This is a genomic window from Pantoea sp. JK (assembly GCF_026130245.1).
In the GTDB taxonomy this organism is placed as follows: domain Bacteria; phylum Pseudomonadota; class Gammaproteobacteria; order Enterobacterales; family Enterobacteriaceae; genus Pantoea; species Pantoea trifolii.
This window is the reverse complement of sequence record NZ_JAINFN010000008.1, coordinates 63,003-74,739: the sequence shown is the minus strand read 5'-3', so window position 1 is coordinate 74,739 and position 11,737 is coordinate 63,003. Positions and strand designations below refer to the sequence as shown.

At 57.4% G+C, this 11,737-nt stretch carries 11 protein-coding genes; 9 read left to right on the top strand and 2 right to left on the bottom strand.

Features of this window, described 5'->3' with window-relative positions:
- Positions 1–21 precede the first annotated feature (21 nt).
- The 3 genes from PanJK_RS17255 (at position 22) to PanJK_RS17245 (ending at position 3,660) form a co-directional block, all read left to right on the top strand.
- The gene (locus PanJK_RS17255; RefSeq protein ID WP_256697921.1) at positions 22–1,305 is read left to right on the top strand and encodes an MFS transporter; all 1,284 of its coding nucleotides are present in this window, start codon (positions 22–24) and stop codon (positions 1,303–1,305) included.
- 50 nt (positions 1,306–1,355) lie between these two features.
- Positions 1,356–2,330: a glyoxylate/hydroxypyruvate reductase GhrB gene (ghrB, locus tag PanJK_RS17250; RefSeq protein ID WP_265301439.1), complete on the top strand. Its 975-nt coding sequence runs from the start codon at positions 1,356–1,358 to the stop codon at positions 2,328–2,330.
- 82 nt (positions 2,331–2,412) lie between these two features.
- The gene (locus tag PanJK_RS17245; RefSeq protein ID WP_265301437.1) at positions 2,413–3,660 is read left to right on the top strand and encodes a valine--pyruvate transaminase; all 1,248 of its coding nucleotides are present in this window, start codon (positions 2,413–2,415) and stop codon (positions 3,658–3,660) included.
- A 27-nt stretch (positions 3,661–3,687) separates the two neighbouring features.
- Here PanJK_RS17245 and PanJK_RS17240 read toward each other — a convergent pair whose 3' ends face one another.
- A complete protein-coding gene (locus PanJK_RS17240) occupies positions 3,688–5,124 on the bottom strand; it encodes a PLP-dependent aminotransferase family protein (RefSeq protein ID WP_256697918.1) in 1,437 nt (478 codons plus the stop codon).
- A 212-nt stretch (positions 5,125–5,336) separates the two neighbouring features.
- On the opposite strand from PanJK_RS17240, the gene PanJK_RS17235 reads away from it, so the two are divergent.
- Genes PanJK_RS17235 through PanJK_RS17210 form a run of 6 tightly spaced genes read left to right on the top strand, consistent with a single transcriptional unit; the run spans position 5,337 to position 11,054 of the window.
- Complete coding sequence (locus tag PanJK_RS17235) at positions 5,337–6,803, top strand: hypothetical protein (RefSeq protein ID WP_265301434.1); 1,467 nt, start codon at positions 5,337–5,339, stop codon at positions 6,801–6,803.
- A gap of 17 nt (positions 6,804–6,820) precedes the next feature.
- Positions 6,821–8,098 (top strand): ATP-grasp domain-containing protein, encoded by a 1,278-nt coding sequence (locus PanJK_RS17230; RefSeq protein ID WP_265301432.1) that lies wholly within the window; start codon positions 6,821–6,823, stop codon positions 8,096–8,098.
- Positions 8,086–8,793: a class II glutamine amidotransferase gene (locus PanJK_RS17225; protein WP_008105281.1), complete on the top strand. Its 708-nt coding sequence runs from the start codon at positions 8,086–8,088 to the stop codon at positions 8,791–8,793. Before PanJK_RS17230 ends, PanJK_RS17225 begins: the two co-directional genes overlap by 13 nt.
- Before the next feature lie 5 nt (positions 8,794–8,798).
- The gene (locus PanJK_RS17220) at positions 8,799–9,599 is read left to right on the top strand and encodes a 2OG-Fe(II) oxygenase (protein WP_256697913.1); all 801 of its coding nucleotides are present in this window, start codon (positions 8,799–8,801) and stop codon (positions 9,597–9,599) included.
- 27 nt (positions 9,600–9,626) lie between these two features.
- Positions 9,627–10,127: a YbaK/EbsC family protein gene (locus PanJK_RS17215; RefSeq protein ID WP_265301427.1), complete on the top strand. Its 501-nt coding sequence runs from the start codon at positions 9,627–9,629 to the stop codon at positions 10,125–10,127.
- Positions 10,128–10,148: 21 nt separating this feature from the next.
- Entirely contained in the window at positions 10,149–11,054 is a 906-nt protein-coding gene (locus PanJK_RS17210) for an EamA family transporter (protein ID WP_256697912.1), read from the top strand.
- A 47-nt stretch (positions 11,055–11,101) separates the two neighbouring features.
- Here the strand turns inward: PanJK_RS17210 and ibpA are convergent, their stop codons facing one another.
- A complete protein-coding gene (gene ibpA / locus PanJK_RS17205) occupies positions 11,102–11,515 on the bottom strand; it encodes a small heat shock chaperone IbpA (RefSeq protein WP_008105285.1) in 414 nt (137 codons plus the stop codon).
- Positions 11,516–11,737: the final 222 nt, after the last annotated feature.

Here is an 11,737-nt window from a genome sequence, read left to right as displayed (position 1 = left end):
CCTCAACCAGAGGAGTCACCCATGAAATCGCAGACAATCGCGCCAAAACGCTGGTGGTTTATCATGCCCATCGTGTTTATCACTTACAGTCTGGCGTATCTGGACCGGGCGAACTTCAGCTTCGCCTCTGCCGCAGGGATAAATGACGATCTTGGCATCACCAAAGGCATGTCATCGCTGCTGGGCGCTCTGTTCTTCCTCGGCTACTTCTTCTTCCAGATTCCCGGTGCGCTGTATGCCGAACGTCGCAGCGTGAAGAAGCTGATTTTCTGGTGCCTGATTTTATGGGGCGGCTGCGCCTCGCTGACCGGCGTGGTCAGCAACATCCCGATGCTGGCGGCGATCCGCTTTGTGCTCGGCGTGGTGGAAGCGGCGGTGATGCCAGCGATGCTGATCTATATCAGCAACTGGTTTACCAAATCCGAGCGTTCGCGCGCCAATACCTTCCTGATCCTCGGTAATCCGGTCACGGTGCTGTGGATGTCGGTGGTCTCCGGCTATCTGATTGAATCCTTTGGCTGGCGCGAGATGTTTATCATTGAAGGCATTCCGGCGGTGATCTGGGCGGTTGCCTGGTGGTTCCTGGTGCAGGACAAACCAGCCCAGGCCAAATGGATGAGTGAAAGCGAGAAAGCCGCGCTGCAGGCGCAACTGCAAAAAGAGCAGGAAGGCATTAAAGCGGTACGTAACTATGGTGAAGCGTTCCGTAATCGCAACGTGATCCTGCTGTGCCTGCAATATTTTGCCTGGAGCATCGGCGTGTACGGTTTCGTGCTGTGGCTGCCGTCCATTCTGCGTAACGGTTCGCAGATGGGCATGGTGGAAGCCGGTTGGCTGTCAGCGGTGCCGTATCTGGTGGCGACCATTGCGATGATCGTGGTGTCGTGGGCCTCCGATAAAACCCAGAACCGTAAACTTTTTGTCTGGCCGCTGCTGCTGATTGGCGCACTGGCATTCCTTGGTTCGTACCTGGTCGGTTCCAGTAACTTCTGGCTGTCGTATACGCTGCTGGTGATTGCCGGTGGTGCGATGTATGCGCCGTACGGTCCGTTCTTCGCCATCATTCCGGAGATGTTGCCGCGCAACGTCGCCGGTGGTGCGATGGCACTGATCAACAGCATGGGCGCACTCGGTTCCTTCGTTGGATCGTGGATTGTAGGCTATCTTAATGGCGCGACCGGTTCGCCTGCCGCCTCCTACATTTTCATGGGTGCTGCGCTGTTGGCCTCGGTCTGGCTGACGTTGATCGTCAAACCGGCGCAGAATAAAACATCGCCGCCGATGCATGGCGCAAAGCACGCGTAACCAATTCGGGAGGCCTCAAGGCCTCCTCACCATTTCATAGGGAGCAAAAGATGAAACCTGCTGTGATTCTTTATAAAAGCCTGCCAGATGACCTGCGCACCAAGCTGGATGCCCATTTCACCGTCACTGAAGTGCATGATATTTCCCCGGAAACTATCCAGAAACACGCGGCGCAGTTCGAACAGGCGCAAGGTTTGCTCGGCTCTGGCGGCAAAGTGGATGGTGAGCTGCTGGCAAAAATGCCCGCGCTGCGCGCCTGCTCCACCGTGTCGGTGGGTTACGATAACTTCAACGTCGACGCGCTGAATCAACGCAAGGTGTTGCTGATGCATACGCCAACCGTGCTGACCGAAACCGTCGCCGACACCATGATGGCGCTGGTGCTAAGCACCGCGCGTCGCGTGACCGAGCTGGATAAGTGGGTGAAAGCCGGCGAGTGGAAAAAGAGCATCGGCCCGGATCATTTCGGCATCGATGTGCACCACAAAACCCTTGGCATTCTCGGCATGGGCCGCATCGGCCTGGCGCTGGCGCAGCGTGCGCACTTTGGCTTCGGCATGAACATTCTGTATAACGCGCGCCGTCAGCATGAAGAGGCAGAAACCCGCTTTGGCGCGCGTGCCTGCGATCTGGAAACCTTGCTGAAAGAGAGTGATTTTGTCTGCATCAGCCTGCCGCTGACCGAACAAACGCACCATATGATTGGCGCGGCGCAGCTCAAGTTGATGAAGCCAAGCGCAATTCTGATCAACGCCGGTCGCGGTCCGGTAGTGGATGAGCAGGCGCTAACAACGGCCCTGAAAGACGGCACCATCCACGCCGCCGGTCTGGATGTGTTCGAAGTTGAGCCGGTGCCTGCCGATGCCGAGATTTTGACGCTGCCGAACGTGGTGGCGCTGCCGCACATCGGTTCCGCCACCCATGAAACCCGTTACGGCATGGCGCGCGACGCGGTAGATAACCTGATCGCCGCCCTGAGTGGCAAAGTCGAGAAAAACTGCGTTAACCCGCAGATCCAAGGCTAAGCTTGCTGCTTTACCCATTGCGCCTGCCAGCGGCGGGCGCTATGGTGGTTCCCCATTCGATTTCACAACGTTTTAACTTCCTATGTCCTTTTCTCAGTTCGGCGACAAATTTACTCAACACTCCGGCATCTCACGTCTGATGGAAGACATGGGTGAAGGCCTGCGCACGCCCGGCACCATCATGCTTGGCGGCGGTAATCCGGCGCAGATCCCGGCGATGAATGACTATTTCAACCAGTTGCTGATGCAGATGCATCAGGACGGCAAGCTGAGCGAAGCGCTGTGCAACTACGATGGTCCGCGCGGCAAAGCGCTGCTGCTGGATGCGCTGGCGAAGATGCTGCGTGACGAACTTGGCTGGCCATTAACCGCGCAAAATATTGCGCTGACCAACGGCAGCCAGAGCGCGTTCTTCTATCTCTTCAATCTGTTCGCCGGACGTCGCGCCGACGGCAGCAAAAAGCGCGTGCTGTTCCCGCTGGCACCGGAATACCTCGGCTACGCCGATGCCGGTCTGGAAGAGGATCTGTTTGTCTCCGCCAAGCCCAACATTGAGCTGCTGCCGGAAGGCCAGTTCAAATATCACGTCGATTTCGATCATCTGCCGCTGAATGATGATGTCGGCCTGATTTGCGTATCGCGCCCGACTAACCCAACCGGCAACGTCATCACTGATGACGAACTGCTGCAGCTGGATGCGCTGGCGCAGCAGCACGGCGTACCGCTGCTGATTGATAACGCCTACGGCGTGCCGTTTCCCGGCATCATCTTTAGCGAAGCACGTCCGCTGTGGAATCCCAATACCATTCTGTGTATGAGCCTGTCGAAACTCGGCCTGCCGGGCGCACGTTGCGGCATCATCGTCGCCGATGAGAGCACAATCGCCGCAATTGGTAACATGAACGGGATTATCAGCTTGGCGCCGGGCAGCATTGGACCGGCCATTGCCAATGAGATGATTGTGCGCGGGGATTTGCTGCGTCTGTCGGAAGAGGTGATCAAGCCGTTCTATCAGGCGAAAGTGAGCGAGACGATTGCGATTCTGCGCCGCTATCTGCCAGAAGATCGCTGCCTGATTCATAAACCCGAAGGCGCAATTTTCCTCTGGCTGTGGTTCCGCGATCTGCCGATCAGCACCGAAACGTTGTATCAGCGCCTGAAGGCGCGCGGTGTGCTGATGGTGCCCGGCCACTTCTTCTTCCCCGGCCTGGAACACGAATGGCCGCATACCCATCAATGCATGCGCATGAATTACGTGCCGGATGCTGAGAAGATTGAGCGCGCGGTGCAGATATTGGCGGAAGAGCTGGAAGCCGCGTTTAGCGATTAATCGGCCAGGTCGCCATAAATGGCGACCCTACGATCCCGCCGGTAACGACAACTGGCACCACTGCGCCAGTTGCTGAATCGCCTGCTCCACTTCGGCATTCCAGCCAAAACCAGCGTTGAGTCGAAAACAGTGATCGTAGCGGTGATCCGTGGCAAAAATGTGCCCCGGCGCGATACCGATGCCCGCATTGCGCGCCTTGAGAAACAGCGCGCGCACATTCAATGCACCGATCGGCATTTCCACCCACAACACATAGCCGCCTTCAGGGTCTGAAACCCGCGTACCCGGCGGGAAGTAGCGCAGCACCGCCTGACGCATATGCTGGATTTGATTCTTCAACTCACGCCGTAGCTTACGCAGATGCGCATCGTAGCCGCCGCTGCGCAGCAGTTCGGCAATCGCCGCCTGCGACAATACCGACGTGCCCATGCTGGTGGTGTATTTCAGCGAGGCGATTTTGCGCATGTAGTTGCTGCTGTGCACCCAGCCAATGCGAATGCCCGGCGCGACGGTTTTCGAGAAGCCGCTGCACAAAATAGCGTTCGGGCTGAAGGCGCGCATCGGGAACGGACGACGCTCGCCGAATGCGGTATCGCCGAAGATATCATCCTCAATGATCACCACATCGTTCTCGTCGGCCTGACGCGCGATATAGGCTTTCTGCTCGTTGGGAATGCTTTTGCCCAGCGGATTATTAATGTTGTTGATGGTGAGATAGGCCTGCACCGCCTTACGCTGGAACAGCGCGGTGAGTTTCTCCACATTAACGTAGCCTTCCGGCCCGGCTTCCACCTCAATCACCCGCAGATTGAGGTTATGCAGCATCTGCAGCAGCACGAAATAGCAGGGCGATTCCACCGCGACGATATCGCCTGGCCGCGTGGTGGCGCGCAAGGCCAGCGATATCGCTTCGATGCAACCATTGGTGATCAGGATGTCATCGGCGTTGATATTGCAGCCATAATCCACCGCGCGGCGTGCAATTTCATTTTTCAGCGGCGCATAGCCGGTGCCCTTCACGGTGTTGCCGAGCAGCGCCGGTTTGCTGTATCCCATCTGGCGCATCAGCAAACCAATCTTCTTCACCGGATAGAGTGAGATGTCGCCGTTGGCCAGATCCAGCCGCACGCGGCAGTCTGAACCGAGCATCGCCAGATGCAGCTCGGTTTGCTCGTCGAGCGGCGCCACTTCGCGCGCTTGCTCGTTGATCACCGTGGGAAGCGCTTTATTAGCAGGTCGCGGGGCGACAAAAAAACCAGACTTGGGACGCGCCACCGCGTAGTGCTCATCCTCAAGGGTACGTAATGTTTTCAGCGCGGTGGTCATGCTGACGCTGTACTGCGTCGCCAGCGTGCGCACCGACGGTAAACGGCTGTCGGGCGGCAGCGAGCCGCTGTGAATGGCTTGTTTTATCTGCTCTGCGATTTGACGGTAACGACTGCCCTGTTCCGTTTCACCCGCCATCTGTTCCACCCTATTTCGTCCGGATCTGTGCGTTTTCACCAGATTACATTCAAAGTACTTTAGGCTGCATCAGTTAATTGATAACCATACGCATTAGTTGCAGTGCCGCTTCCGACTAAAAAATTCATTCCGTAGCACCTTCGTGGCCCATTTCCCGTCTGTTGCCGCCAGCACGGCAACAGCGACTTTATTAGCCAAAGGATGAAGTGAAAATGAATAATCTGTCCACCATGATGCGAGAGATGAGTGGATATCTCACTCCGACGATTATCGATTCAGCGCAACACTGTTCACGCCGTTTACTGGCCGCACTTCCCGATGCCGCGCACCCGGAAAATAACCGCGTGTTGCTAGCCTACGGCGGCGGCAAAGACAGCAGCTATATGGTGGCGTACGTGCGCTACATTCAGGGGCTGATCTGGCAGCAGCACGGCAGCACCTTTCAGTTACGCATCAGCACCAACCGTCATGCGGCGATGAACGACAGCGTGATGGAGAATATCGATCGCGTATACCGCGCGCTGCACATCCCCGATGATGACTTTACCGAATGTCTGGTGACCGACGGCCTGCAAATCCGCCACTTCGATCGCCATTTACCGATGCCCGACAGCGTACGCCAGCAAAATCGCAACGATGTGCTGATGAATGGCCACCGCTTCCGCGCCGATGCGCGCTCTACCTTTTGTAACGCCTGCAATCTCAGCATGGTGAACTCGTTTGGCCTGGCGGCGCATTACGACGGTGGCGTTGATGTGATCATCACCGGCGATTCGCCGCAGGAACAAACCGCTTATCTGGCATGGGCGCGCCATCTTTCGCGGCTGTTTGATGCGCCGGTGGCGGATAAATCGCGCGGCTTTAGCGGCTTCCTGCAGACGCTGGATGGCGTGGCCGAGCGCTATTTCGCCGATATTTACGGTGCCGATCAGGTGACGCCCGCGCACCGTATCACCTGGCAGCTGGAACGCGATCCGCTGTTCTTCAACATCTATCAGGACACCGCGTATGAAGCTGGCGCGCACTGGGCGCTGCTGACCGAATTTATGCATTTCCGCTTTGATGAACTGATGTTCAGCTTCTCCGAATCGGACTGCGGTAATCCGACGTTAATGGCACATATTCGCGGTCTGCGAGCGGAGACGCTGTTGCAGCGCAGCTACGCCGAAGGCATTCGCGAATATGTGCGCTTTGCGCTCGGGCTGATGGTGAAAAAGGATTTCCCGCCGCAGCTGATCGATGAGATGGCGGCACGCTATCAGGACGATGAGGCGATTAAGCGCGCCCGCCAGCGCGCTGCGCAGTTCGCCGAACAAGCATTCAGCCTCAATGAAACCCAACTGGTTTGCATGATCTATTCGCCGTTTATCGCCGAAGGCCATCAGCTCAAAAGCTGGCTGCAGCAGTTGGTCGATGCGCCGGACGAAGCGGCGGTGCGCGCCCTGCTGCGCGGCGAAAGCGACGATCTGTTGCTGGCGCAGCAGCTGGAGCAACTTTCTGGTTTGACCGTGGCGCAGATGCGTCACTGCTGGCGCAGCGCGCAGGTGAGTTCACTGCTGGACGATCAGCGCGGCGATGCGCTTTCGCGCGTGCTGCGTTTTGACCCGCACAAAGCAGTGATTCAGGTGAATAACGGTGTCATGCAAGACGTCGTCACTGAAGTGATCTCCGGGCGTTAACCCGGTAAGGCAACGCGATGAGAAAGATTTTCCTGCAGATTGGCGCCACCCGCGACGGACAAAATCCTTACTGCGCGGTGGCCAAACGCGAGGGCTACTTTACCGTGCTGGCGGAGATGGGCGACTTCGTCGATTACCAATCGCTGAGCATCCCGTTGCCGTTCGATCTGATTGTGCGGCTCGATCGCCCGGAAAATCCGTGGGATGTGCTGCAAGCCTGTTTGCATGCCGGATTGATGGAACATCCTCACGTGGTGCTGGCCGGCTTTGAAGCCTACAACGCCAGCGCCGGTCGCGTGCGCGAACTGCTGGCGGGGCCCGACGCCGGTGTGAGCTTTATTCCGCCAGATAAGTACGCGCAGCGTATGGCGTTGCGCAAAGCCTGGCAGCGCTTTCCGCAGCCGGAGTTTCGCTTTTTTGCCTCGCCGCTCAGTATTCGCGATGCGCGTGAAGCGCTGCTCTATCCCTGCGTGATCAAGCCGGTTGATGGCGGCGGCGGCCTTGGCATCTGGCTGGTGAAAGAGGCCAGCCAGCTTGATGCGGTGATCGGCAAGCTGGTCGATACCATGAATTACGGCGGGCGCGGCTTCAGCGGATTTATCGTTGAGAGCTGGCTGGCGGGCGATGAGTATTCGCTGCAAGGCGTGGTGGCGGACGGCCACGCCGTGGCGCTGACCTGCTGCCAAAAGGTGATCGAACACCATAGCGATGCCGATGGCTGCGTCAGTTTTTACGAATCTGGTCATGTGGCGGTCGCGGCTCAACAGCTGCCCGCCAGCTTTACCAGCCTGATGAGCTTCTGCTGCGAAACCTTTGGCTATCGTCAGGGCGCGTTTCATATCGACTTTATTTTGGTCAACGGCGAACCGCACTTCCTCGAAATGGGCTTCCGCCTTTCCGGCATGGGCGTGGTGAATCTGGTGCAGGAAGTTACCGGCATCAACTGGGCAGAAGTGGCGTTTCACATCGAAGCCGGTCACGGCATGCCGCCGCTGCATTTTCCGCCGCAGCCGCAGGCGGTGGGCCGCGTGCGTTTGCGTCAGCGCCTGCAGTATGACGCGGCTGAACGCTGGATCGAGCAGCATCAACGCGGTCAGCTGTTGCCGCCGCTCAATCTGCCCGCGCTGGCGGTTTCGCCGCGCTCTTCGCTGTATGCCGATTTAACCCGCCACGCCGGCATTCTCGCCACCTTGCGTCTCGCCGCCACCAGCCGCGACGAGATTCTGGCGGTGTTCCATCAGATCCTTGAGGTCTCATCGCTCACCACACGGAGAGATTTACTATGTGCAGAATGATTGTGGCGCACGGCCAATTTGATGCCGCTGCGGTGCTGGACGCCGCGCGTGCCATGAGCTGCGGTGAAACCGCCACGCATGAAGGTCCGATAAAACAGCATCCCAACGGTTGGGGCTGTTTATGGCTGGAACAAGGGCACATTCGCACGCTACACGGCACCGGCACTTTCGCCGATGCGCTGCCGACCATTGATGTTGATCGCCTGCGCGGCCGCTTTCTGGCGGTGCATGTCCGCCACGCCACGCTGAGCAAAAATCACGGCATCGAATTTTCCCATCCGCTGTGGCGCACCAGCGGTGCAACGCAGTGGTACATGATGCATAACGGTTTTTTGCCCACCGTCTATCAGCAATTGGGCATGGCGGAGTCGCGTTTTGATTCCGCTGAGTATCTGGAATATGTAGTGGATCGCGCCACACCCGCGGATTTCACCCGTGATTATCTGCGCGACAAGATGGCGCAGGTCGCGCCGGGCGGCAGTTCGGCCAACGCCATTTTTGTCACCCGCGATAAAGCCTGGGCGTGGCAATGGCATCCCGACGATACGCCCTATCCCAACTATTTCACGCTGCACCGCTTACAGAACAACAACACCACATTTATCTCTTCTGAACCTATTTCAGCACTGGGCACGGCGTCTGAATGGCGTCGTATGAGTAACCATGAACTTCATGAGTTTCCTATTGGGGAGTGATCAACATGGCGATTTTCAATCAGATCCGCGTTATTCATCCGAACATGTTTGTGGAAAGCACCTGGCTGGATGACATCGTCACCGCGCGCGTGCCGTTGCTGGTATTACGTAATTTCCTCACACCGGACGTGCGCGCAGCGGTGGTCGATGATTTGCAGCAGTGCCGCGAACAGGTGCGGGTGTCGCACTATCCGAACGGCGCGCTGACCACGCTTGGCCCTTATCTGGCGAAGCACACCGCAGCACCGGAAAACTACTTCACCGAGCTGCGCGATATCCAGCCCGCGCTGCCGCCGTCGCTGCACTGCCTGCGCGATCAGATCTACAACTGGGTGAAGCACGCGCTGCGCCTGGAAAGCCTGCAAACCGCCAACGAACCTGAATTGGGCGATTACGCCGGTTCGATTGTGCGCTTCCATGCTAACGGCGTCGCCAATCCCCTGCATAACGACAACATCGTGCGCGATGCCGCTGGCAGCGGATTGGCGGTGACCCACATCCTGCATCAACTCAGCTGCGTGGTCTGTTTGCAGGAGTGCAACGCCGGCGGCGAGCTGCGCATCTTCAATAAGAAGTGGCAGCCGATGGATGAGTATTACAAAACGCCGGGCGAGCTCGGTTATCAAACCGGCGTCATTGAGCACAGCGAGGTGTGCGAGTTCTCACCGCGCAGTGGCGATATCTATCTGTTTAACCCTGCGTTTTATCACGAAATTGATCGCGTGGAAGGCGACACGCGCATCACCATGGGCTTCTTCTTTGGCCTTACCGACAAAAAAATGAAACACGCCATCGCCTGGAGTTAACGCCAGGTTTTCGACGAGGAGACGAGCATGAATACCTATGAAAAAGTAGCGGCCCTGCTGGATCAGCATCAGGCGCGTTATCGCGTGGTGGAGCATGAAGCCATCGGCCAGACCGACCTGATTAGCGAGATTCGCGGTAACGATCTCAATCAGGCGGCCAAAGCGATGGTGCTGGAAGTGACGATGCCGGATGGCGCAGATGCGCGCTATCTGCTGGCGATTGTGCCGGGCGACTGCAAGATCAACTTCAAGAGCGCCGCACGCGCCATTGGCGGCAAGAAGTCGAGCTTTGCGCCGCCAGAGAAAGCGCAGGAGTTAACCCAGTGCGTGATGGGCGCGGTGCCGCCGTTTAGTTTTGATGACCGGCTGGCGCTGCGCGTCGATGTGCGCCTGCGCGACGTCGGCACGCTGTGGTTCAACGCCGGCGCACTGGATCGCTCCATTGCTTTACAGGTGGATGATTTCTTTCAGATTGTCGGTGAAGAATGTTGTGCCGAGATCGCGACACCGGTAACGGCAACTGCCTGATTACGGCAGGAAGGAATGAGTATGTCAGTTAAAGATATGTTGTTAGCCCTGCTGGTTGTGGTGGCGTGGGGCGTGAATTTTGTGGTGATTAAGCTGGGCCTGCAGGACATGCCGCCCTTCTTGCTGGCGGGATTGCGCTTTAGCCTGGTGGCATTTCCGGCGATCTTGTTTGTGAAACGTCCGGCGATTCCGCTGCGCTGGCTGATCGTCTATGGCATGACCATCAGCTTTGGCCAGTTCGCCTTTCTGTTCCTCGCCATCAAGCTGGGCATGCCGGCAGGATTGGCGTCGCTGGTGCTGCAGGCGCAGGCCTTTTTCACCTTGCTGTTAGGCGCGCTGTTCCTGGCGGAGAAGCTGCGCTGGAATCACATCGCCGGCATTTTAGTGGCGACGCTCGGCATGTTTATGCTGGCGACGGCAGGCATGGCAGGCCAAACCACGGCGGGCATTACGCTCACCACCATGATGCTGACGCTGGCTGCGGCGCTGTCGTGGGGGCTCGGCAATATCACCAACAAAATCATTTTGCGTAACCGCAAAGTGCCGGTGATGTCGCTGGTGGTGTGGAGTGCGCTGGTGCCGATAGTGCCGTTTTTTGCCTGCTCGTGGCTGTTCGATGGTAAGGCGGCGATTGTCACCAGCCTGCTGCACATCTCGCTGCAAACGGTGTTGGCGCTGATCTATCTCGCCTTTATCGCCACCATTGTCGGCTACGCGATTTGGGGCAACCTGCTGAGTCGCTATGAAACCTGGCGCGTAGCTCCGCTGTCGCTGCTGGTGCCGGTGGTGGGCATTCTCAGCGCGGCGCTGATTCTCGGTGAAACCTTGTCAATTCAGCAGATGATTGGGGTTTCAGTGATCATCCTCGGCCTGCTGGTGAATGTGTTTGGCGGCATGGTCAGTCAGCGATTATTGGTGCGCACCTAAACAAAAACGCCGCTTTTCAGCGGCGTTTTTTTCAACTCACATCCTGATTACAGGATTTCGATACGACGCGGTTTCGCCTCTTCCGGGACGATGCGAACCAGATCGATGCTCAGCAGACCATTCTCCAGACGCGCATCGCGCACGGTGATGTGATCGGCCAGCTGGAATTTGCGCTCGAAGTTGCGCTCGGCGATGCCCTGATACAGGTACTTACGCTCCGGCTGCTCTTCAGGATGCGCACCGCGCACCACCAGCACGTTGTCATGCGAGGTGATATCTAACTCGCTCTGGGCAAAGCCCGCCACGGCAATGGTGATACGGTAAAAATTCTCATCCACCAGCTCAACGTTATACGGAGGATAGCCACCATTGGCCTGGTTTTGATTGGACTCAAGCAGGTTAAACAGGCGATCGAAACCAATGGCAGAACGATAAAGTGGAGAGAGATCAAAATTACGCATAATAAGACTCCTGATATTCAGCAAGTTTAGGCAACCTTCCACCATGGACAGGTTGTGCAGCCCGTTGTTGTCCCTTCCGGCAACAACAACAAGACCGTTCCTTAAAAGTGGGTGCAGCCTGGTCGCTTTCAAGGGCTGATGCGTATTTTTTTACAGCAAATTTGACGATATGACATACACTCAGGGGACCAATCGCCTGAGATCCAAGACCTAGCCATAGAG

Excerpts from the sequence above, each read along its gene's own strand:
- PanJK_RS17240 (WP_256697918.1), bottom strand. The coding sequence starts at position 5,124 with ATGGCGGGTGAAACGGAACAGGGCAGTCGTTACCGTCAAATCGCAGAG.
- PanJK_RS17220 (WP_256697913.1), top strand. The coding sequence starts at position 8,799 with ATGGCGATTTTCAATCAGATCCGCGTTATTCATCCGAACATGTTTGTG.
- ibpA (WP_008105285.1), bottom strand. The coding sequence starts at position 11,515 with ATGCGTAATTTTGATCTCTCTCCACTTTATCGTTCTGCCATTGGTTTC.
- PanJK_RS17245 (WP_265301437.1), top strand. The coding sequence starts at position 2,413 with ATGTCCTTTTCTCAGTTCGGCGACAAATTTACTCAACACTCCGGCATC.
- PanJK_RS17225 (WP_008105281.1), top strand. The coding sequence starts at position 8,086 with ATGTGCAGAATGATTGTGGCGCACGGCCAATTTGATGCCGCTGCGGTG.
- ghrB (WP_265301439.1), top strand. The coding sequence starts at position 1,356 with ATGAAACCTGCTGTGATTCTTTATAAAAGCCTGCCAGATGACCTGCGC.
- PanJK_RS17235 (WP_265301434.1), top strand. The coding sequence starts at position 5,337 with ATGAATAATCTGTCCACCATGATGCGAGAGATGAGTGGATATCTCACT.
- PanJK_RS17215 (WP_265301427.1), top strand. The coding sequence starts at position 9,627 with ATGAATACCTATGAAAAAGTAGCGGCCCTGCTGGATCAGCATCAGGCG.
- PanJK_RS17230 (WP_265301432.1), top strand. The coding sequence starts at position 6,821 with ATGAGAAAGATTTTCCTGCAGATTGGCGCCACCCGCGACGGACAAAAT.
- PanJK_RS17210 (WP_256697912.1), top strand. The coding sequence starts at position 10,149 with ATGTCAGTTAAAGATATGTTGTTAGCCCTGCTGGTTGTGGTGGCGTGG.
- PanJK_RS17255 (WP_256697921.1), top strand. The coding sequence starts at position 22 with ATGAAATCGCAGACAATCGCGCCAAAACGCTGGTGGTTTATCATGCCC.